Raw genomic sequence first — 21,596 nt, 5'->3', positions numbered from 1 at the left:
GCATCCTGACTAGATGGGTGGAGGATCATTGTTCGATCGGATGGCAGAGGCAGGCGAACGCGCCGCCGCTCGTGAGCGGCGGCGCGCTGCCGTTGAACGGGGCGTCAGATATCCGGCGCTCGGGCTGGCGCTGTTCTTGGCGCTGGCGGCGTGGTGGTTGTCGGGCTGGCAGATGTGGCCCTGGTTGTTCGGCGGTGTCGGCGGCATGGTCGTCATGCTGCTGCTCGGGCGCGGCGTGCCGCTGGCGTGGCGGCTGACGGTGCCGCTGCTCGTGGTCGCGGTGTGGCTGCTGACCTATGTGGACCCGTGGTGGTGGGTCGTGATCGCCGGGGTGATCCTGTTCGCCGCCGCGATGGTCGCCGCCGTCCACCTGAGACTCCGCACCCGCCGTTGGCAGACGCTCGGGACTCTGGCCCTCGGGCTGGCCATGGTGACGGCCGGTTCGGTCATGCTGGCCGTGCACGCGGCCGAAGAGACCCGCCAGACACAGGACGAACTGAACGCGGCGCACGCGGAAGCGGTCGCGCGGATTCTGCCGCGCACTCCGAACGCACTGGTGTGGAACTTGGTCGTCAGGCTGTCCGATCAGGCCACGGGCGGCCGACAGGCGGCGGCATCCGGGACCAGTGCCGCCGCCGACTTTTGTTTTCATTTCAGCCCGCAGGCGGCGGACGCGTTCGCCACTGCGCGGCGGGCTGTGGACTGTCCGGGGGCGTTCCTGGCGCTGGCCGCCGAGGTCACCAACCCCCGCGACTACGTCACGCGCCTGTCGCTTCCCGGTAGCGCTGTGCGGTTCGAGCCGGACAACGTCACCAGCGTCGTGGACGCGTGCCACCTGACGTTCGGCTCCATCTTGGACGACACCCCCACCGCCGCGCCCGGTCCGCAACTCGGCGAACTGACACTCAGGCAGCAACTCGGGCAAGGTCATCTCGTGATTGGATACCGGCCATGCACGTGATCTACGAGAAAGGCGGTAGCCGCCCGGTCTCTTGGGCTGAAACCAGGCAGCTACCGCCAGTTGCCTACCCGCCGGTTCCGGCGGCTAAACGTTGTTGTCAGGGCAGTGCAGCTAACTGACCAGGTTCGTGATATCGATGATTCCGTTTTCAGTGATGTACTTGTCTTTGAATTCGGCTAGTTCCGGCATGGCGTCCTGCCATCCTTCCGGCAGAAGCCACCCCATCACTAGTTTTCCATCGGGTCGTTTCTGTGCCGCGAACGCGAAACCTAGGTCAAGCCATCGAATGCGCCGTTCTTCCGGCGTCAGCGTTTCCAGTTCTTCCCGCCAAGTCCGGTCAGTCGGGACCCATTGCACGCCCCCGGGATCAATCGGCAACGCCCGAAGCGTGTCGATATCTTTGAGGATCTTGTTTCCGTCTTCCATGATCTGCTGTCGGTCACTCGTCGACACTGCTCGCGCTACCCGCGACATAAGCCGCGCATGTTCCCGTTCCAGCTTCGCGATTTCGTTAGCGTGATTGCTCGGCGGCATCACGATGCGTTCGCGGACTGGAACCATGGAAAAGAGCACGTAGAAAGACTTCTCGGCGAACGGTTCCACGTCTTCCGCGCGGATGGACGGGCCGTGTTTGGCCGTCGGGCACCGCCAGTACCGGTACTCATAGCTGACCTGGGTCCCGTTCGCGCGGGTCCGCGTGTCGCCCGCGATACGGTGCCACAACGGCTCAAAGCACTCCGGGCACACCAGAACACCGGAGAACGGGTACGGCCGGTTGCTGCCGCGTTCCTTGCGGCGCGATTTCTCGTCCAGCACTGCGGCTATCTCTGCCTGTTCGGCTGGCTCGAAAATGCCGAGTTCGACAAGCTCCGGATTCACCAGCAAGGCAGCCAATGTGCCGCTCTGCCATTTATAGCCCTTGAGTTCGATGGTTGCGGGATCCTCTCCCCGCCGTTCCGCCGTCAACTGTGCTTGCCTGTCTCGCGGGGTGACGACTTTGTTTTCTGTCAGCCACTTGCACAGGTCGGCGAGCCCCTTCTTTTCCGCCCGCACGAGTGTGGATAGGGAATGCAGGATCTTGACCGCGTACGGGTCCAAACCGAGAATCCAGCCACCGCCGCCCGGCAATTCAACCGGCATCGTGCCGTACAGGTGACTCTCGCCGCTCCACCGGCCCTGTTCTTTCAGGGACGCTTTCGCGGAGCGGAACCGCTCGCGCATCCGTTCACGCTCCATGCGGGCAAATGCCGCAATCAGCGTGATCATGAATTCCGCCATTGAATTACTGGAATCGATGCCCTCGGCGATAGCGATCAAGCGCTTACCGCGTGCGCGCAGCCACTCCAGCAAGTTCAGGGCGTCCATGACGTTCCGTACCAGCCGGTCAAGCTTCGACACCACGAGCGTCTTCCACGGTTGCGGTGGCGCGTCGGACAGCCACTGCTTGAGCCCCGCCCGCTTATGCGGTTCCAGGTCGCCGGACACGTGCAAGTCCTCGACGGTCGCCACTACCGGAATGTCGTAGGCGGACGTCCACCGGTGCGTGGTGTCGCGCTGGACCACGTTGGACGTGCTCTCGTCCGTGTAGTGCGACTCGCGCGAGTAGCAGACCGCCGCGTCGTCCACGGGATCGAACGGGACGACGGGCGGCCGCTCACTGGTCTGCTTCTTGAACCTCCGCCGCTTCCTCGGTGCTGGTGCGCTCATGGCCGTATCCTCGCTGGTAGACGCTCTGCCGACTGTAGTTGGTTGCCCCAGTCGGTGCAGAACCGTCCTTACCACTCACGAGGCCGGAGGTAGGACCAAGGTCCCGAGCGCCCAGGTCGGCGATGTTTCACCACGCCCCCAGTGCTAGCGTCGATATGTGCCCGCTTCGTCCGTCACCCTGCGCCGCCTCGGCATCGCCGGCGTCTGCCTGGTGAGCCTGGCGCTGTGCTGCGGGCTCGCGTGGTGGCAGTGGGAGCGGTTCTCCTCGGCCAGCGGGACGTTCCAGAACCTCGGCTACGTCCTGCAGTGGCCGCTGTTCGGGCTGTTCCCCGCCTTCATGTTCTGGCGGATCCGCAAGCTCCGCCGTCGCGCCGCCGAGGCCGACGCCCAGGAAACGGTGGCCGAGACCGCCGTCCCCGAGGTGCCCGCGCCCCGGCAGCGGCGTGCCCCGGCGCCACCGCCCCCCGAGGACGACGAGCTCGCCGCGTACAACAGGTACCTGCGCGAACTCAACGCCCGCGACCAGTAGTCCCCAGAGAGGTTCGAGACCCTATGACCACCCGAACTGACGACGCCGCCCCGGCCCGCCCGGTCTCGTTGGGCGGACCGCTGATCCGGTTCCGCGTCGCGGCGTACGCCACCGGTGTGGCCCTGCTCGGGCTGGTCGTCGAAATGCTGCTGCAGTACGTCTTCCGTGTGGAACTTCCCCAGTTCGTGAAGATGATCCCCATGGTCCACGGTGGGCTCTACCTGGTCTATCTGCTGCTCGCGGTCGACCTCGCGATCAAGGCCCGCTGGTCGATGAAGGGCACCCTCCTCGTGCTGATCGCCGGCTGCATCCCGTTCTTCTCGTTCGTGATGGAGCGCAAGGTCACGCACAAGGTCCAGGCGGGCGTCAAGCTTTAGGCGGTGTCCGGTAAGCCCGTTCGATGGGCTTCGTGATCCAGGTGGTTCCTGGCGGTGCGGGCGGGTCGGCCTCGTACCGGGTCGTACTCGGCCGCATCCGCCCGTGCCGTCAGGGGCCGCCTGGGCGCGGAGACCGCGAACAGACTTGCCGGACACCGTCTAAGCCCTCCGCCGGAACGTAAGCGCCACCAGGAAGGACACCGCTGTCACGACGGCCGCGGCGGTGAAGGCCGCGGTCATCCCGGCGACCGTGGTCTCCGCTGGGCTTCCCGACGGGGTCCGCGTCGCCGCGCCGAACACGGTGATCAGGATCGCGAGCCCCAGTGTCGCCCCGACCTGCTGCAACGTCTGCAGCGCGCCGCCCGCGGCACCCGCGTCGTCGGTGGGCACCGTCGCCATGATGATCACGCTGAGCGGGGAGAACGCCAGGCCCGCGCCCACGCCCATCAGCAGCATCGGCCCGAGCAGATGTGAGAAGTAACCGCTGTCCGTGGTGAGCGTGGTCAGCCAGACGACCCCACCGGTCATCAGCGCGGTCCCGGTCAGCGCGAGCGGTTTCGGCCCGAACCGGGGGAGCAGCTTCGGGATCAGCCTGCTCAGCAGGAACATGCAGACCGCCATCGGCAGGAACGCGAAGCCGGTCTCCAGCGCGGCGAAACCCGCGATGTCCTGCAGGAACTGGGTCAGGAAGAAGAACATCGACATCATCGCCATCGGCCCGAGGAAGAAGTTGACGTAGGCCGCGGCGCGGTCGCGTTCGGCGAACAGGCGCAGGGGGATCAGCGGTTCGCGCACCCTCGTCTCGATGGTGACGAACGCGGCGAGCAGCGCCAGGCCGGCGGCGAGGCTGCCGAGGGTGATCGTGTCGCCCCAGCCGTGCGAAGCGGCGTGGGTGAAGGCGAACACGAGCGAGCCGACGCCGAGGGTGCCGGTGAACGCGCCGGGGAGGTCGAGCCGGGCGCGCCGTCGTGGAGGATCGGCGACATACCGCGAGGTGAGCAGCACGATCGCGAGCCCGAACGGGACGTTGATGTACAGCGCCGCGCGCCACGAGATCCATTCGGTGAGCAGCCCGCCGAGCAGCAGGCCGATCGCGAAACCGCTGCTGGACATCGCCGAGAACAACGCCAGCGCGCGCACTCGGGCCTTGGCCTCGGTGAACGTGCTGGTGATCAGTGCCAGCGTGCTCGGCCCGGCGAGCGCGGCGCCGACGCCCTGCGCGACCCGGGCGGCGATCAGCAGTTCCGCCGAACCGGCCAGGCCGCCGAGCAGGGAGGCGGCGGTGAACACGGCCGTGCCGACGACGAATGTCCGGCGGCGGCCGAACAAGTCGCCCGCCCGGCCGCCGAGGAGCAGCAAGCCGCCGAAGACCAGGCTGTACGCGGTCATCACCCAGGACAGGCCGGTGTCGGTGAAGCCGAGTTCGGACTGGATGCGGGGGAGCGCGACGTTCATCACCGTCGCGTCGAGGATGAGCATGAGCTGGCAGGTCAGGATGATCGGGAGGACCAGCCGGTGGGGAGGTGGCGGGGCCCCGGCCGTTTCGGGCCTAGGCTCGGCACGCAGGGTTCGCTCGGTCAAGGAATACTCCGAAGACGTAACGAGATGAAGCGGAGAGACTCTCCACTTGAGGTCGTGAGCGATGATATGGAGACGCTCTCCGCTTACGCAAGGGAATTCGGAGAACGTCTCCGTTTTCGTCGCCCGAGGAGGTGCAGATGGTCACGGCCGATCCGGCCCGCCCCATGCGCGCGGACGCGCGGCGCAACTACGAGCGCATCGTGGCCGTGGCGAAGGAGGCGTTCACCGCCGACGGCGTGGACGTGCCCGCCGACGACATCGCCAAACGCGCCGGTGTCGGCGCGGGCACGTTGTACCGGCACTTCCCGACGCGCGACAAACTGATCGAGGCCGTCTACCGCGACGAGATCGACGGGCTGGCGCAGCAGGCGTACGACCTGCTCGACGAATTGCCGCCGGGCAAGGCGCTCGAGACATGGCTGGCCACGCACGTCATCTACGTGGTCGAGAAGCACGGGCTCGCGATGACACTGAAGGCGTCCGTCGACGCGGGCTCCGAAGTCTTCGCCTGGTGCCAGTCGCGCCTGCGGGCCGCGGCCGACACGATCGTGAAGGCGGCTCAGGACGAGGGTGTGCTCCGGCCCGACGTCGCGGGCGTCGACATCCTGCGGCTCGGGCACGGCCTGGGTTCGGCCGCGAGCAAGGCTTCGGAAGAGGACACGAAGCGGCTTCTCACGATCGTGCTGGACGGTCTCCGAACGCCATGAAAGGTCCTTTCCTGGCAAAATTTGCCAGGAAAGGACCTTTCATGGCGCGCGCGTCAGGAGCCGATCCCGGTGAGGGACCGCACCTCCATCTCGGCGTGCTTGACCGGGTCGGCCTTCGAGCGGCCGACGAAGGTGCCCACGAACCCGCACAGGAACGAGAACGGGATCGACACCAGGCCCGGGTTCTTCAGCGGGAACCAGTGGAAGTCGACGCTCTTGATGATCGAGTCCGCCGCCCCGGACATCACCGGCGAGAAGAACACGAGCACCAGGCTCGCGATCAGACCGCCGTAGATGCCCCACAGCGTGCCGGTGGTGTTGAAGCGTTTCCAGAACAGCGAGTACAGCAGCGTCGAGAGGTTCGCCGACGCCGCGACGGCGAACGCCAGCGCCACCAGGAACGCGATGTTCTGCCCGTTCGCCAGGATGCCGCCCACGATCGCGAACGCCCCGACGGCGACCGCGGTCAGCCGGGCGACCCGGACTTCGGCGGCCGGTTCCGCCTTGCCACGCTTGAAGATGTTCGCGTACACGTCGTGCGCGAAGGACGCCGAAGCGGTGATCGTCAGCCCGGCGACGACGGCGAGGATGGTCGCGAAGGCCACGGCCGAGACGACGCCGAGCAGGACGGTGCCGCCGATGTTCAGCGCGAGCAGCGGCGCCGCCGAGTTCTCCCCGCCGGGCGCGTTCTTGATCGCCTCCGGGCCGACCAGCGCGGCCGCGCCGAAGCCGATGACCAGCGTGCAGAGGTAGAAGAGGGTCATGCAGGCGGTCGCCCAGACCACCGAGCGCCGCGCCTCGCGCGAGTTCGGCACCGTGTAGAAGCGCATCAGCACGTGCGGGAGCGCCGCGGCGCCGAGGACCAGCGCCAGTGCGAGTGAGACGAAGTCGAGCTTCGTGACCTCGCTCTTGCCGTACGAACCGCCGGGCTGCAGCAGTTCGTCACCGAGCGGGCTGTTGTCGGCGGCGGCCGAAAGCAGGTTCGAGAAGCTGAAACCGAACTTGCCGAACAGGAACACGGTGATCAGCGCGCCGGTCAGCAGCAGGATGGTCGCCTTGATGATCTGCACCCATGTGGTGCCCTTCATCCCGCCGACCAGCACGTACAGCACCATGACGACACCGACGACGCCGATCACCAGCGCCTGGCCGATACCGCCGTGGATGTCGAGCAGCAGCGCCACCAGGCCGCCGGCGCCCGCCATCTGCGCGAGCATGTAGAAGAAGGAGATCACCAGCGTCGACGTCGCGGCCGCGGCACGGACCGGGCGCTGCTTCATCCGGAAGCTCAGCACGTCGCCCATGGTGAAGCGGCCGGTGTTGCGCAGCAGCTCCGCGATCAGCAGCAGGTCGACCATCCACGCGACGAGGAACCCGATCGAGTACAGGAAGCCGTCGTAGCCGTGGATCGCGATCGCCCCGGCGATACCGAGGAACGACGCGGCCGAGAGGAAGTCACCCGAAAGTGCGATGCCGTTCTGCCGCCCGGTGAAGGCGCTTCCGGCCGCGTAGTAGTCCGAAGTGGACGAGTTGCGCGTGCTGACGCGGTACACCACGTACAGGGTGATCGCGACGAAGAGCGCGAACACCGCGATGTTCAGCACCGGGTCGTTGTCGGGGATGCTCATCGCTCACCCGCCCCGACGGAGGCCCGCAGCGCCTCGACCTTCGGGTCGAGCCGCTTGTTCGCGAACTTCAGGTAGGCGATCGTGATCAGGATCGTGCTGGCGAACTGGCCGAGCCCGAGCAGCATGCCGACGTTGACCTCGCCCCACACCTTCCTGCTCATGAAGTCGTGCGCGTAGGCCGCCAGCAGCACGAACGTCATGTACCAGGTGAAGAACAGCAGGCTCATCGGGAACACGAACCGGCGGAAGGTCTTGCGCAGCGCGACGAACTCCTTGCCGTGCTGGATCCGGTCGAAGTCCGGGCCGCTGGCGCGCGGCGGCGGGGGAGCGGGCCGGCGCTCGCGGACGAACAGCGCGGGCATCTGCCCGGTGTCCTCCAGGGCGTTGCTCGCCGCGTAAGGACGCGCGACGTCGGGCATGGGTTCCTCCGGGGCTTGCATCCGTGGCGCGGTACGGGGAGCGCACATACTAACTACGGCTTCACCCGCTCTGAATAGGCGACCCCGGTTCCGCGAAGGCGTGAGCCGGTATTCGGTTTTACCTCGTATTAGTGTTTCGGAAAACCGTTTCGGCCGGAATGAACCGGCTTTCTCACTCGTCATAGTGAGGCGAGTTGTCACGCGCGGTCGTCGCCCGAACGGCCCACTGCGGCAAACGATGGACAATGACCACGCTCTGTCCCTCGTTTTGGTGACAGATCGTAGTTTCGCTACCGGGGCACGACGGGTTCCGATACCGTGCCCGCCATCCCGGACCGGGGAAGATCCCCCGATTCACCGGGAGCCTCGAAAGAAATCACCATGTCGGGCGACATCGAACCGGCGTGGGTGGCAAGGCCACAACATCGGGCACATATTTGGGCTTGACCCACCCGTTGGGGGCACGGAAAGTAGTTCGACCGGGCGACGCGGCTACCGTACGTAGGCTGATCGGGTGATTAGGGCACCCTGTGTATCCGCGCAAGCCGTAACCGGAATTCCCTCGTTTGTGACACGCGGGCGGTTTTCGGGCCCCGTAGATCGTTCGGGCGTACGCTTTTCGCTGGTCAGCACCCGTGTACTGAACAGAATTGACGGCACCCGGATTGGTGTACGATTCTTTGGCCCGGCTGACCCGCAGTGACCGATTGGCAAAGAAAAGTTGATCTCGACGACCATGCACTTCGCAGGTTGCGACCTGCACGTGCAGGTGCAAGACCTCCCGAAGCGGACCGGTGTACCCAGGGACACTCCGTACACCCGGATCGCCGGCCGGGGTCCCTCACGTCGCGATCGATCACGCGGGCAGACCGGGGCCGAGTTCCCCGCAGGCAGGTACCTCGCGGGAACGGCCGCCTCAGACCGTGCCAGGACGCCGGACAGGGAGTCACCTACGTGACCGTTGCAGGAGAAGGCCAAGTGCCTGTCGGGGAGCTGCTGGGACGCACTCCCCGGCCATCTCGGTGGGCCACCGGCTGGCGCACGCTCGTGCGCTGGCGGGACTGGAGCCTGCCGGTGAAGCTGTCGGCCGTGACGCTGGTGCCGATCCTCATCGCGCTCGCACTGGGCATCGCCACCATCGCCGGCCAGGTCGGCCGGTCCGACGGCTACCAGCGGCTGGACCGGCTCGTCGCGCTGAGCGGGCAGATCCGCACCCTCGCCGACGGCCTCGGCCGCGAACGCACCCAGTCCGCCGCGGGGCTGACCGCCGGCACCGTCGGCGGGACCCTCGAGCTCGCCTCGGCCCGTGCCGACGTCGACACCGCCATCCCTCTGTACGGCGCCGCCGCCACCCGGGCGGTGGAGAACGAGCCGTCGCTCCGTCAGGCACGGGAAGCGGCCGCCGCCCAGCTCGACCGGCTGCCCGACATCCGGCAGCGGGCCTCCTCCGGGCAGCTCGACCCCGTGCAGGCGATCGGTGAGTACACCGACGTCACCACCGCGCTGCTCGCCCTCGACACCGCGCTCGCGGCCGGCGCCGGCCAGGACGTCCTCGGCGGCACCCCCACGGCCTTGCACGACCTCGCCGTGATGAAGGAACAGCTGTCGTTGAGCCAGGCCCTGATCTCGTTCGGCATCGCCCGGTCGAGTCTCGCGCCGAGCGAGCTCGACCAGGTGCGCACCGCCGAACTCCGGCTGGCCGACCGCCTCACCGACTTCCGTGCCGCCGCTTCGGAACAGCAGCGCCAGGAGTTCAGCGCCGCCGTCACCGACCAGGCGATGGAAAACCGTGACAGGCTCGCGAAAACCGCCCTCGGCGAACAGGGGACCCCGTCCGCGCAAGCCTTCCGCTCGCTGTCCGCGCAGGGTTGGACCGACGCCTCGACCGTGGTGATCGGCAAGGTCGGCGAGGTCGCGAACAAATTCGGTGCCGAGACGAGCGCGGTGTCGGCCGAACTGGTCGACGACGCCAGCAGCGGCGCGGGCCTGCTCGCGGTCCTGCTGTTCGGCGCGATGGTGCTCGCCGTCGCCGTCGTCTTCCTCATCACGCGCCAGCTGCTGCGCTCGCTGAAGGTGTTGCGCGCCAGCGCCCTCGACGTCGCCGAGAAGCAACTGCCCGACGCGGTCCGCAACATCCAGGAGGGGCGTTCGCAGGGCACCGACGTGCGGCCGGTCCCGGTGGGCGGCGACGACGAGATCGGCGAGGTCGCCAGGGCCTTCGACAAGGTGCACCACCAGGCACTGCGCCTGGCCACCGAGCAGGCCTCGATGCGGACCGGCTACAGCAACGTGTTCGTCAACCTCTCCCGCCGCAGCCAGAGCCTCGTGCAGCGGCAGCTGCAGCTGATCGAACGGCTGGAGCGCGACGAAGAGGACGCCGACCAGCTCGCCACGCTGTTCCAGCTGGACCACCTCGCCACCCGCATGCGCCGCAACAACGAGAACCTGATGGTCCTCTCCGGCGCCGAGCCGGGAAGGCGCTCCGGGCAGCCGGTCTCCGCCACCGACGTGGTGCGCGCGGCGGTGTCCGAGATCGAGCAGTACCAGCGGGTCACCGTGCAGAACCCGCCGCCGGTGCGGCTGGTCGGGTACGCGGCCAACGATCTGATGCGCCTGATCGCCGAACTGCTGGACAACGCCACGGCCTTCTCCGCCCCGGAAACCCAGGTGACGGTCGCGACCAGGCTGGTCGAAGACGGCTCGTTCGGCATCGACATCCTCGACAAGGGCATCGGCATGAACGAGGCCGAGGTCGCCGAGGCCAACGCCCGGCTCACCGAGGCACCCAACGTCGACCTCACCACTTCGCGCCGGATGGGCCTGTTCGTGGTCGGGCGGCTGGCCAGCAGGCACCGCATCGGTGTCTCGCTGCACGGCGGCAAGGACATCGTCGGTGTGCGCGCCACCGTCTCGGTCCCGGCGGACCTGGTGATGGTCCCGCCCGGCGGAGACCCCGGCCCCGCCACCGGCCCGATCACGCAGCGCCTCGCGCCGCTGCCGCCGCAGCAGCCGGGCGGCCTGCCCCGCCGTCAGCGGCCCACGAACGGTTCCCGCCCCGCGATGCCGAGCGTGCCCACACAGGGCGGGGAGCGGTGGCCGTCGGCGAACGACCTGGCCGGCCACACCAAGCCCGGCGTCAACGGGCACGGTCCCCAGGATTCGCGGCCCCCGTCCGATCTGGAGATTTCGGGAACGGCGCTGTTCAGCCCGATTCCCCGGGACGAGACGACGCCGCCCGCGCCGGAACCCCGCCGTCCCGAACCGGAACCCGCCGCCGAGCCCGAACCGGTCGCCGAGGAAGCGGAGAAGCCCGCCCAGCCGGAAGGCGATCTGCCCAGCGGCAAGGAACTGTTCGAGGCCAAGAACACCACCGCCGGGACCACGCTGAGCGAATGGTGGAGCCAGGCGGCCACACCGCCCGCCCCGGCGGCCGCACCGCCGCCCACCGCGTCCGAGACGACGCCGATCTTCGACGAGATGCTGTCGGCGTGGTTCCGTTCGCCCGCGCCCGCTCCGGAAAAGTCCGCGGCCGAACCCGCGGCCAAGAAGGAGAAGCCGGGGACGAAGGAACCCGAAGAGAAGAAGGCGGCCGAGCCCGCTCCGACCGCCGAGCAGGAGGCCCGCACCTGGGATTTCGCCAGCGACAAGGCCTTCCGCACGGTGCAGGAGGTCTCCCAGAACGCTCCGTCGACGTTCACCGAGGCCGGGTTGCCACGTCGCCGCAAGGGCGAGCAGCTCCTGCCGGGCAGCGCGGCGTCGTCGGTCCCGGCCGCCGAACCCGCCGCCAAGTCGGAGCTGCCGGTCCGCGACCCGGCGAACGTGCGCGGCAGGCTGAGCAGTTTCCAGCAGGGCGTCAAACGGGGACGCAAGGAGGCGGCGGACAAGGCCACTCCCGCCACCGCCCAGCCGGACGCGAAGCCCGAGAAGGCTGGGTCCACGGACAAGGCCACGGCCACCGAGCAGGCAGCGGCGCCCGAGCCGTCGAAGGCTCCCGAGTCCGCGAAGACAGCGAAGACAGCGGAGACGGCCGAGCGTCCGGCGGCCCCGCCCGCCGCGCTGCCGAGCAGGAAACCGCAGGCAGCGAGCCCGGAACCGGAACCGGTCGCCGCCACCGAGCAGACGGACGCCTGGAACTTCGGCTCCGACGAAGGCTGGAAAGCGGCCCAAGCGGTGTCCCAGTCCGTGCCCTCGCGGATGACTTCGGCAGGATTACCCAGGCGCCGCCGCGGGGAGCAACTGCTCCCGGGCAGCGCGGGACCGCCCGCCGGGACGGTCACCCCCCGACCACAGCGAGACGCGCACGACGTGCGCGGTCGCCTGAGCAGTTTCCAGCAGGGCATCCAGCGCGGACGGCACCGCACGGCCCAGGCGACCGAAGCCAACCACGAAACCCTGGAGGGTGAATGACCTCGCCGAACCCCGCCCAGCCCCAGCAGAACCAGTTCGGGTGGCTGGTGAACGACTTCGCCGAGCGGGTACCCGGAGTGGCGCACGCGGTGGTGGTGTCGGCTGACGGCCTGCTGCTCACCGCGTCCAGCAGGCTCCCGCTGGACCGGGCCGACCAGCTGGCCGCCGTCGCGTCCGGCCTGGTGAGCCTGACCCAGGGCGCCGCGCGGTGCTTCGAGGCGGGCGCGGTCAACGAGACCGTGGTCGAGATGGAACTCGGCATCATGGTGCTGATGTCCATCAGCGACGGGTCCTGCCTCGCCATCCTCGCCGCCCCCAACTGCGACATCGGACAGGTCGCCTACGAGATGACGATGCTCGTCGATCGCGTCGGCCAGATCCTCACGCCGGAACTTCGCGCGCAATTGCAGGGCGCCGGTGGGTCGCTGATCGGCGAACCGGTGGGATGATGTCCCGATGAGCACCGGGTCCGGATCCTTCGGCGAACCGCCGGGGACGGGTGAACACCAGCCTCCGCACGCGGGGGCAGGCCATGCTGCCGGTTCACGGGACGACGGCACCTTCGCCGACGTCCTGAACGGCTTCACCCTGGATTCGGGACGTGGTCGTCGGAAGCGCAAGAAGAACAAGCACCCTCAGGATTCCCAGGCGGGCGGAGCACACGCCACCGGGGAATCGGCAGTCCCGCAGCCGACCGATCAAGGAGACCGCGTGACCTCACTTGCTTCTCCACCCGACAGCGGCGCAGGCGCCGTCGGGCCGAGACCAGGTGGTCTTTTCGACCCGGGCCCGCCCAGCGGCGAGTTCATCATGCCCGCCGTCTTCGAGCAGGCGCCGTCGCCGCTCGAAGAGACGGCGATCGTCCGTCCCTATGCCCTCACCGGGGGCCGGACGAAGGCGAACTACGCTCTCGAGCTGGAGACCCTCATCTCCACCAAGGACCACGTCGCCGCGGGTAGCCTCCCCGCGAGCGCCGCGGACCAGATCGAGTGCGTTTCGATCATCGAGGAGTGCCGCACCCCGCGTTCGGTCGCCGAGATCGCGGCGACCCTGCGCGTGCCGCTGGGTGTGGCACGCGTGCTGATCAGCGACGCGGCGGACGCGGGACTGGTCAGCGTGCACAAGACGATTTCGGGCAATGACGGCGCCGAGGCACATCTGGTGTTGATGGAAAGGGTTTTGAGTGGACTCCGTCGGCTTTAAGGCACCGCGGGAAACCGCGCCCCCGACCATGACATCCGCGAAGATCGTCGTGGCGGGTGGATTCGGTGCGGGTAAGACGACCTTCGTCGGTTCGGTGTCGGAGATCGTCCCGCTCACCACCGAGGCGATGATGACGGACGCCAGTCGGGGGATCGACAACCTCGACCAGACGCCCAACAAATCGACCACCACGGTCGCGATGGACTTCGGCCGGGTCTCCCTGGACGCGGACCTGATCCTCTACCTGTTCGGCACGCCCGGGCAGCAGCGGTTCTGGTTCATGTGGGACGACCTCGTCCGCGGCGCGATCGGCGCCGTGGTGCTGGCCGACACGCGGCGGCTGGCCGACTCGTTCGCGCCGATCGACTTCTTCGAGGACCGGGGCCTGCCCTATATCGTCGGGGTGAACACCTTCGACGGCATCCTCGAGCACGACATCAACGACGTGCGGGAAGCGCTGTCGATCGACCCCAACATCCCGATCGTCCGTTGTGACGCCCGGGAGCGGGAGTCGACGAAGCAGACGCTGATCACGCTGGTCGAGTACGCGATGCGGCAGTGGATCGCCTTGCGCGCGAGCAACGCGAGGTGAACCTGACGGCGGTAGCGTAGGGGCTGCCGCCCAGGGATTCACTTCTTTTCGTAGGTCAGCAGGACCGCGCGCCCGTCCATCGTCCGGGTGCCGGTCAGCCGCAGGTCCGTGCGCACTCCGCCCCCGAACACCTGCTTGCCGCCGCCGAGCACCACCGGGTGCACGACGACGTGGAACTCGTCGATCAGGCCGTGGTCGGCGAGCGCGGTGGCCAGTTCGGCCCCGCCCATCAGCAGCACGTCCTTGCCGGGCTCGCGCTTGAGTTCGGTGACCCGCCCGGCGAGGTCACCGCCGATCACTTCGGTGTTCCAGCCGGCCTTGTCCAGCGTCCGGGAGAACACGATCTTCGGCGTCTCGCGCCAGATCGGGGCGTACTCCAGGTCGTGCGGGTGATCCGAGACCGTCTCGGCCTCCGGCCAGTACGCCGACATCATGTCCCAGACCCGTCGCCCGTAGGCGAAGGTGTCGGAGCGGTCGGCCAGCTCCTTGGAGTGGCCGGACAGTTCGGGGCCCATCTCGGCCCAGTCGAACTCGCCGTTCGGGCCTTCGATGCGGCCGTCGAGCGAGGTGTGGACGGCGTAGACGAGCTTGCGCATGGCTTGATCCCTCCGGTGTGGCGCCCGCTTTCCGGGCGCCGGACACCGAAGGGTCGGAGCGGTCGCGGGGTTCTCGACATGCTCCGCGAAAAGTTCCGTGAAGGCCTCCTTGCCTACCCTGAAGGTAGGGAAGGAGGCCTTCACGGACTACGCGATCGTCACCTCAGCCTCAGCACCACCAGGCCCAGCAGTCACAGCGGTCGCGCGTGAAGGCCCCCTTCCCTCGGCTCAGCCGAGGAAACTCGACCTTCACAGCTTCCCCCAGTACATGAAGGACCCCTTCCTTGCGCCTAGGTACAGGAAGGGGGCCATCACGTACTACGGGGCGAGCAAATGCGGCGGGTCTGGTGGGTCACGTCTCGTGAGTGGCAAGGGCGGTTAGAACCGTCTTTACCACTCACGACCCCTGTCCGAAACCGTAAGGACACCGATCCGTCCTCTGGTGTCCTTTGCGGACATTGCCCGTTCGGACCCGCTGGCAGCTGCCCCGCCGGATGTCCAGTTCGGATCATCAAGAACGGCACCGCCGGCGTTCGTGCGACTTTGCCGGGGCCCTGACCGTCAGGGGGTAGGCAGGGAGGCCTTCACGGACTTCCGGAATCAGTACTCGTCGTGCCGCTTCCACCAGTGCCCGGGGCCGTCGGTCCCGCGGCCGGACTCCTCCCAGGCCTCCTGCCGCCCGAGCGGGGTCAGGTCCAGGTATCGCAGCGTCCCCACCAGCTGGTCCCCGCCGCGGCCGGTGGTGAAGTACGTCCGGAAGACGTCGTCGCCGTCGCGCAGGAAGACGCTGATGCCGAACCCGCCGTCGATGCCGCAGTCCGGGTTGAAGTCACCGACGGTCGAGACCCACGGGACGGTCCAGCCCATCCGCTCCTTGTACCGCTCGATTTCGGGCAGTGTCGCCGGAGCGACCACATACAGCGTGGTGTCGCGGGCGTGCAGGTGCGCGAGGTGGCCGATGTTGTCCACGAGCATCGAGCAGCCGGGGCAGCCCGCCTTCTGTCCGGGGGCGAGCATGAAGTGGTAGACGATCAGCTGCCGCCGTCCCTCGAACAGGTCGAGGAGGGTGACCCGGCCCTGGGGCCCGTCGAACTCGTAGGTGCTGTCGAAGCGGACCATCGGCAGCCGTCGCCGCTCGGCGGCGATCGCGTCCGCCGCGCGGGTGAGGTCCTTTTCCTTGGCCAGCAACGCGTCTCGGGCGATCTGCCATTCGCCCGCCGAGACGACTTCCGGCAGGGTGACGGTCTCAGTCATTTCGTTCGCCTTTCCTCAGTTCCGCCAGGTGTTCTTCCATGCGGTCGAAACCGCCTTCCCAGAAGCGCCGGTACCGCTCGACCCATTCGGAGACGTCGCCGAGCGGGGCGGCCTCCAGCCGGCAGGGCCGCCATTGCGCGGTCCGGCTCCGGCTGATCAAGCCCGCGCGCTCGAGGACCTTGAGATGTTTGGAGATGGCTTGGAGGCTGACCGGAAAGGGTTCGGCCAGCTCGTTGACGCTGGCCTCGCCGGTGGCCAGCCGGGCGAGGATCGCCCGCCGGGTGGGGTCCGCCAATGCGGCGAACGTGGCGCTGAGCTGATCAGTGGTCATCGCTGCTCAATCAATCGGTTGTTTAACCCTAAGGTTGAATATACTGGTGTGCGTCGACCTGTCAAGGACGAGTGAGAGCGCCATCACGCGAGTAGGTGGGTTTAAAACAGTAGGAAGTCCAAGTATTTTGGAGGGATGAGCAGCGACCTGCACCGGCCCGTGAACCCCGTTCGTTTCGTGACGGCGTCGAGCCTCTTCGACGGGCACGACGCGTCCATCAACATCATGCGGCGCATCCTGCAATCACAGGGCGCGGAGGTCGTGCACCTCGGGCACAACCGGTCGGTCGACGAGGTCGCCACCGCGGCCATCGCCGAGGACGTCCAGGGCGTGGCCATCAGTGCCTACCAGGGCGGGCACGTCGAGTACTTCAGCTACCTGGTCGAGCTGCTCAACGAGCGCGGCGCGGGGCATATCAAGGTGTTCGGCGGCGGCGGCGGGGTCATCGTCCGCGAGGAGATCGACCTGCTGCACTCGCGGGGCGTGGCGCGGATCTTCTCGCCGGAGGACGGCTACGAGATGGGCCTCCCCGGCATGATCAACCTGATGATCAAGGCCTGCGACACGGACCTGTCCGCGCAGTCGCCCGGCTCGCTGGACAAACTGCTGTCGGGTGACATCCCCGCGCTGTCCCGGGTCATCACGCAGCTTCAGCGCGAGGCGCTGCCGCAGGACGCGCTCGCCAAGATCACCGAAGCCGCCAAGTCGCGGACGGTGCCGGTCCTGGGCATCACCGGGACGGGTGGTTCCGGCAAGTCGTCGCTCACCGACGAACTGATCCGCCGGTTCCGGCTGGACCAGGAGGACAAGCTCCGCATCGCCGTGCTCGCCGTCGACCCGTCGCGCCGCAAGGGCGGGGGAGCGCTGCTCGGCGACCGCATCCGGATGAACTGCCTCGACGGCAGCCCGGTCTACTTCCGCTCGCTCGCCACGCGGACCACCAGCGGCGAGATCCCCACCGGGCTCTCCGAGTCCATCCTCGCCTGCAAGGCCGCCGGGTTCGACCTCGTGATCGTCGAGACGCCCGGTATCGGCCAGGGTGACGCCGGCATCGTCGACTACGTGGACCAGTCGCTGTACGTCATGACGCCGGAATTCGGCGCGGCGTCGCAGCTGGAGAAGATCGACATGCTCGACTTCGCCGACGCGGTGGCGATCAACAAGTTCGAGCGCCGCGGCGCCGAAGACGCCCGCCGTGACGTCGCACGCCAGCTGGTGCGCAACCGCGAGGCGTTCAGCTCCTCGCCCGAGGACATGCCGGTCTACGGCACCAGCGCCGCGAAGTTCAACGACGACGGCGTCACCGCGCTCTACCAGCACTTGCGCGACACCCTCGCCGAACGGGGCCTGACCGTCTCGGCCGGCGTGCTCCCGAAGGTTGAGGGCAAGGTGTCCACCGACGCCAGCACGATCATCCCAGCCAACCGGACGCGCTATCTCGCGGAGATCTCCGAGACCGTCCGGGGTTACCACGCCAAGACCGAGCAGCAGGTCGCCGCGCTGCGCAAACGCGAGCACCTCGCCGCCGCCAAGGAGGCGCTGGCCGCCGTCGACGCGAGCACCGACGCGCTCGACGGCCTGCTCGCCGCCGCCGAGTCCGATGTGGACGGTGAGTCGGCGAATCTGCTGGCCCGGTTCCAGGAACTCGCCGAGTCCTACCGCGCCGACGAGCTGGTCGTGAAGATCCGCGACAAGGAACTGCGCACCCAGCTCTGGCGCGACACGCTCTCCGGCAACCGGATCCCGCGCGTGGCGCTGCCGCGCTACACCGAATCCGGCGAGCTGCTGTCCTTCCTGCGCCGTGAGCACCTTCCCGGGTACTTCCCTTACACCGCCGGGGTTTTCCCGTTCAAGCGCGAGGGCGAGGACCCGGCGCGGATGTTCGCCGGCGAGGGCGACCCGTTCCGGACCAACAAGCGGTTCAAGCTCCTTTCGGCCGACTCCGAGGCGAAGCGTCTGTCGACCGCCTTCGACTCCGTGACGCTGTACGGGCACGACCCGCACACCCGCCCGGACATCTACGGCAAGGTCGGCACCTCGGGTGTCTCCATCGCGACGCTGGAGGACATGGAGGTGCTCTACGACGGCTTCGATCTGACGTCGCCCAGCACCTCGGTGTCGATGACGATCAACGGGCCGGCGCCGACGATCCTCGCGTTCTTCCTCAACACCGCTATCGACCAGCGGATGGCGGCGTTCAAGGCCGAACACGGCCGCGAGCCGTCCGAAGCCGAGGCCGCCGAACTGCGCGAATGGGCGCTGCGCAACGTCCGCGGCACCGTGCAGGCGGACATCCTCAAGGAGGACCAGGGACAGAACACCTGCATCTTCTCCACCGAGTTCAGCCTGCGCATGATGGCCGACATCCAGGAATGGTTCATCGAGCACGGCGTCCGGAACTTCTACTCGGTGTCGATCTCCGGCTATCACATCGCCGAGGCCGGGGCGAACCCGATCTCGCAGCTGGCGTTCACCCTGTCGAACGGTTTCACCTACGTCGAGAGCTACCTCGCGCGCGGGATGGACATCGACGACTTCGCCCCGAACCTGTCGTTCTTCTTCTCCAACGGCATGGACGCCGAGTACTCGGTGCTGGGCCGGGTCGCGCGCCGGATCTGGGCGGTCGCGATGCGGGAGCGCTACGGCGCCAACGAGCGCTCGCAGAAGCTCAAGTACCACGTGCAGACCTCCGGCCGTTCGCTGCACGCGCAGGAGATGAGCTTCAACGACATCCGCACCACGCTGCAGGCGCTGTGCGCGCTGTATGACAACGCGAACTCCTTGCACACCAACGCTTTCGACGAGGCGATCACCACGCCGTCGGAAAGCTCGGTGCGGCGCGCGATGGCCATCCAGATGATCATCAACAAGGAATGGGGCCTGTCGAAGAACGAGAACCCGTTGCAGGGCTCGTTCATCATCGACGAGCTGACCGATCTGGTTGAAGAGGCCGTGTTGCTGGAGTTCGACCGGATCTCCGAGCGCGGCGGCGTCCTGGGCGCGATGGAGACCGGCTACCAGCGCGGCAAGATCCAGGACGAGTCGATCCTCTACGAACGCCAGAAGCACGACGGCACGCTGCCGATCATCGGCGTCAACACCTTCCGCAACCCGAACGGCGGCGAGAACGACGTCGAGGTCGAACTCGCGCGGGCGACCGAGGACGAAAAGCGTTCGCAGCTGGAGCGGCTCGAGGATTTCCAGCGCCGGCACCACGCCGAGGCGCAGGTCGCGCTCAAGACGCTGCGCGAGGCCGCGACCCGGGGCGGCAACCTGTTCGGTGTCCTGATGGACGCGGCGCGGGTGTGCTCGCTCGGCCAGATCACCGAGGCGTTCTTCGAAGTGGGGGGCCAGTACCGCCGCAACGTCTAGCGGCCGGGAATATCGCGGCGCGTGTCCGGGTAGTTGCTGAACATGGAGATCGGAATCGCCACCTTCATCACCGATGAGGGCATCAGGCCGGACGTCCTCGCCGCGGCCGTCGAAGAGCGCGGGTTCAGCTCGCTCCACATCGCGGAGCATTCGCATATCCCGGTCAGCCGGGAAACGCCGTATCCGGGCGGTGGCGAGCTGCCGCGGATCTATTACCGGACCTTGGACCCGTTCGTCGCGCTGACGGCGGCCGCCGGGGCGACTTCGAACCTGAAGCTGGGTACGGGCGTCGCGTTGCTGCAGCAGCGCGACGTCATCCACACGGCGAAAGAGGTCGCTTCGCTGGACCTGGTCTCGCGAGGCCGGTTCGTCTTCGGCGTCGGCGTCGGGTGGAACCGGGAGGAAATGCGCAATCACGGCACCGATCCGCGCACCCGGGGCGCGCTCGTCGACGAGCAACTCGCGGCACTGAAGGAGATCTGGACGAAGGACGAGGCCGAGTTCCACGGCGAGCACATCGACTTCGACCCGATCTTCGCGTGGCCGAAACCGGTGCAGAAGCCGCATCCGCCCATCTACATCGGCGGCGCGGGGCAGAAGGCGATGGAGCGGATCGCCAAGTACGGCGACGGCTGGCTGCCGCACGCCCACACCCCGCCGGAGGAGCTTCGCCGGGCGCGTCAGTGGCTGGCGGACCAGGGCCGTAGCGACATCCGGTTCTCGGCCTTCGGCGCCACGCCGGAAGAGGACGCGCTGGGCAGGCTGGCCGAGGGCGGCGTCGACGAGGCGACGCTCTTCCTGCCGACCGAGCCCGAAGCGGCGACACTGGAACGACTCGACCAGTTCGCGAAGGTCGCCGAAAGCTTTCGAAAGGGGCAGCAGGCGTGACTGAGGTTCAAATCGGCTTGGCCGCGGCACTGGAGCAGTTCTCGCCGCGTGAGTCGATCCGGCTGGCGGCGCTGGCCGAACAGCACGGATTCTCCGGCCAGATGGCCGCCGACCACTTCCAGCCGTGGGTCCCTCAACAGGGTGAAGCGTCGTTCGTGTGGAGCGTGCTCGCGTCGTTGGCGGAGAACACCACCGGCGACCTCGGGCCGGGCGTGACCTGCCCGTCGTTCCGGCTGCACCCGTCGATGGTCGCGCAGGCCGCGGCGACGCTGGAGGCGACCTACCCGGGTCGGACCTGGCTCGGCATCGGCTCCGGCGAAGCGCTCAACGAGCACATCATCGGCGGTTACTGGCCCGAAGCGCCCGAGCGCGTACGGCGGATGTTCGAGGCGCTCGAGGTCATCCGGAAGCTGTTCACCGGCAAGGACGTCAAGCACAGCGGCGAGTTCTTCAAACTGCACACCACCCGGCTCTGGACGCTGCCGGACGAGCCACCGCCGATCTACATCGCGTCGGCGGGCCCGTACACCTCACGCAAGACCGGTGAACTCGCAGACGGGCTGATCACGCCGGGCGCGTCGATCGAGAAGCTGGCGGGGATCCTCGACAACTTCGGCACCGGCGCACGGAAGGCGGGCAAGGACCCGGACTCGATGCCGAAGCTGCTGCAGGTGCACCTGTCGTGGGCCGAGGACGACGAGACGGCATGGGCCAACGCGCTCGACCAGTGGCCCAACGGCGGCATGAAGTTCCCGAAGGCCGACATCCGCTCGCCGTTCGATTTCGCGCAGATGGCGAAACTGGTGCGGCGTGAGGACTTCGAGGGCCGCATGGTCGTCTCGTCCGACCCGGACGTGCACCGCGCGGCGCTGCAGAAGTACGTCGACGCCGGGTTCAACCGGATCTACATCCACAACGTGGGCCGGAACCAGGACGAGTTCATCGAGACCTTCGGGCGGGACGTGCTGCCGAAGCTGACCGCCTGACGCCCGTCGGCGCTGCGATGAAGGGGCCTTTCATAGCAAAATTTGCTATGAAAGGCCC

18 protein-coding genes are annotated in these 21,596 nt (G+C 67.9%); 11 read left to right on the top strand and 7 right to left on the bottom strand.

What is annotated here, in order from left to right; translation table 11 throughout:
* The first annotated feature begins 40 nt into the window (after positions 1 to 40).
* Positions 41 to 961 (top strand): hypothetical protein, encoded by a 921-nt coding sequence (locus DMH01_RS10495; protein WP_125675494.1) that lies wholly within the window; start codon positions 41 to 43, stop codon positions 959 to 961.
* Positions 962 to 1,072: 111 nt separating this feature from the next.
* Here the strand turns inward: DMH01_RS10495 and DMH01_RS10490 are convergent, their stop codons facing one another.
* Complete coding sequence (locus DMH01_RS10490) at positions 1,073 to 2,668, bottom strand: recombinase family protein (RefSeq protein WP_125675492.1); 1,596 nt, start codon at positions 2,666 to 2,668, stop codon at positions 1,073 to 1,075.
* A gap of 157 nt (positions 2,669 to 2,825) precedes the next feature.
* Between DMH01_RS10490 and DMH01_RS10485 the strand changes: the two genes are divergently transcribed.
* Entirely contained in the window at positions 2,826 to 3,197 is a 372-nt protein-coding gene (locus tag DMH01_RS10485; RefSeq protein WP_199745427.1) for a hypothetical protein, read from the top strand.
* A gap of 23 nt (positions 3,198 to 3,220) precedes the next feature.
* On the top strand, positions 3,221 to 3,574 hold the full coding sequence (locus tag DMH01_RS10480) for a DUF3817 domain-containing protein (protein WP_125675490.1): 354 nt from the start codon (positions 3,221 to 3,223) through the stop codon (positions 3,572 to 3,574).
* A 159-nt stretch (positions 3,575 to 3,733) separates the two neighbouring features.
* On the opposite strand, the gene DMH01_RS10475 is transcribed toward DMH01_RS10480, so the two are convergent.
* Positions 3,734 to 5,155: an MFS transporter gene (locus tag DMH01_RS10475; protein WP_125675488.1), complete on the bottom strand. Its 1,422-nt coding sequence runs from the start codon at positions 5,153 to 5,155 to the stop codon at positions 3,734 to 3,736.
* A 137-nt stretch (positions 5,156 to 5,292) separates the two neighbouring features.
* Here DMH01_RS10475 and DMH01_RS10470 point away from each other — a divergent pair, with 137 nt between their 5' ends.
* Entirely contained in the window at positions 5,293 to 5,862 is a 570-nt protein-coding gene (locus DMH01_RS10470; RefSeq protein WP_125675486.1) for a TetR/AcrR family transcriptional regulator, read from the top strand.
* A gap of 53 nt (positions 5,863 to 5,915) precedes the next feature.
* Here the strand turns inward: DMH01_RS10470 and DMH01_RS10465 are convergent, their stop codons facing one another.
* Positions 5,916 to 7,490 carry a cation acetate symporter gene (locus tag DMH01_RS10465; protein ID WP_125675484.1) on the bottom strand — a complete coding sequence of 525 codons (1,575 nt, stop codon included), beginning with the start codon at positions 7,488 to 7,490 and terminating at the stop codon, positions 5,916 to 5,918.
* A complete protein-coding gene (locus tag DMH01_RS10460; protein ID WP_125675483.1) occupies positions 7,487 to 7,909 on the bottom strand; it encodes a DUF485 domain-containing protein in 423 nt (140 codons plus the stop codon). The genes DMH01_RS10465 and DMH01_RS10460 overlap by 4 nt, the downstream gene beginning before the upstream one ends.
* Before the next feature lie 978 nt (positions 7,910 to 8,887).
* Here DMH01_RS10460 and DMH01_RS10455 point away from each other — a divergent pair.
* The 4 genes from DMH01_RS10455 to DMH01_RS10440 are packed head-to-tail and all read left to right on the top strand — an operon-like array spanning position 8,888 to position 14,111.
* On the top strand, positions 8,888 to 12,316 hold the full coding sequence (locus tag DMH01_RS10455) for a nitrate- and nitrite sensing domain-containing protein (RefSeq protein WP_125675481.1): 3,429 nt from the start codon (positions 8,888 to 8,890) through the stop codon (positions 12,314 to 12,316).
* Positions 12,313 to 12,765, top strand: coding sequence for a roadblock/LC7 domain-containing protein (locus tag DMH01_RS10450; protein ID WP_005166055.1), 453 nt, complete (start codon positions 12,313 to 12,315; stop codon positions 12,763 to 12,765). The genes DMH01_RS10455 and DMH01_RS10450 overlap by 4 nt, the downstream gene beginning before the upstream one ends.
* 7 nt (positions 12,766 to 12,772) lie before the next feature.
* Entirely contained in the window at positions 12,773 to 13,519 is a 747-nt protein-coding gene (locus DMH01_RS42945; protein WP_199745426.1) for a DUF742 domain-containing protein, read from the top strand.
* A gap of 28 nt (positions 13,520 to 13,547) precedes the next feature.
* Complete coding sequence (locus tag DMH01_RS10440) at positions 13,548 to 14,111, top strand: ATP/GTP-binding protein (protein WP_007033694.1); 564 nt, start codon at positions 13,548 to 13,550, stop codon at positions 14,109 to 14,111.
* Positions 14,112 to 14,149: 38 nt separating this feature from the next.
* Here the strand turns inward: DMH01_RS10440 and DMH01_RS10435 are convergent, their stop codons facing one another.
* From DMH01_RS10435 to DMH01_RS10425, 3 genes are all read right to left on the bottom strand, one after another.
* Positions 14,150 to 14,707, bottom strand: coding sequence for a dihydrofolate reductase family protein (locus DMH01_RS10435; protein WP_125675479.1), 558 nt, complete (start codon positions 14,705 to 14,707; stop codon positions 14,150 to 14,152).
* A gap of 600 nt (positions 14,708 to 15,307) precedes the next feature.
* A complete protein-coding gene (locus DMH01_RS10430) occupies positions 15,308 to 15,961 on the bottom strand; it encodes a DUF899 domain-containing protein (RefSeq protein WP_125675477.1) in 654 nt (217 codons plus the stop codon).
* Entirely contained in the window at positions 15,954 to 16,292 is a 339-nt protein-coding gene (locus DMH01_RS10425) for a helix-turn-helix transcriptional regulator (protein WP_125675475.1), read from the bottom strand. The genes DMH01_RS10430 and DMH01_RS10425 overlap by 8 nt, the downstream gene beginning before the upstream one ends.
* Positions 16,293 to 16,427: 135 nt before the next feature.
* Here DMH01_RS10425 and icmF point away from each other — a divergent pair, with 135 nt between their 5' ends.
* Genes icmF through DMH01_RS10410 form a run of 3 tightly spaced genes read left to right on the top strand, consistent with a single transcriptional unit; the run spans position 16,428 to position 21,538 of the window.
* A complete protein-coding gene (gene icmF, locus DMH01_RS10420; protein ID WP_125675473.1) occupies positions 16,428 to 19,664 on the top strand; it encodes a fused isobutyryl-CoA mutase/GTPase IcmF in 3,237 nt (1,078 codons plus the stop codon).
* A gap of 42 nt (positions 19,665 to 19,706) precedes the next feature.
* The gene (locus DMH01_RS10415) at positions 19,707 to 20,552 is read left to right on the top strand and encodes an LLM class F420-dependent oxidoreductase (RefSeq protein WP_125675471.1); all 846 of its coding nucleotides are present in this window, start codon (positions 19,707 to 19,709) and stop codon (positions 20,550 to 20,552) included.
* Positions 20,549 to 21,538, top strand: a complete 990-nt coding sequence (locus DMH01_RS10410; protein WP_007033688.1) for a TIGR03557 family F420-dependent LLM class oxidoreductase — start codon at positions 20,549 to 20,551, stop codon at positions 21,536 to 21,538. Before DMH01_RS10415 ends, DMH01_RS10410 begins: the two co-directional genes overlap by 4 nt.
* The last annotated feature ends 58 nt before the right edge of the window (positions 21,539 to 21,596 follow it).

Origin of the sequence: Amycolatopsis sp. WAC 04182 (genome assembly GCF_003947465.1) — a bacterium.
GTDB lineage: Bacteria > Actinomycetota > Actinomycetes > Mycobacteriales > Pseudonocardiaceae > Amycolatopsis.
The sequence above is the reverse complement of the archived record's forward strand: the minus strand, read 5'-3'. Positions and strand labels throughout refer to the sequence as shown.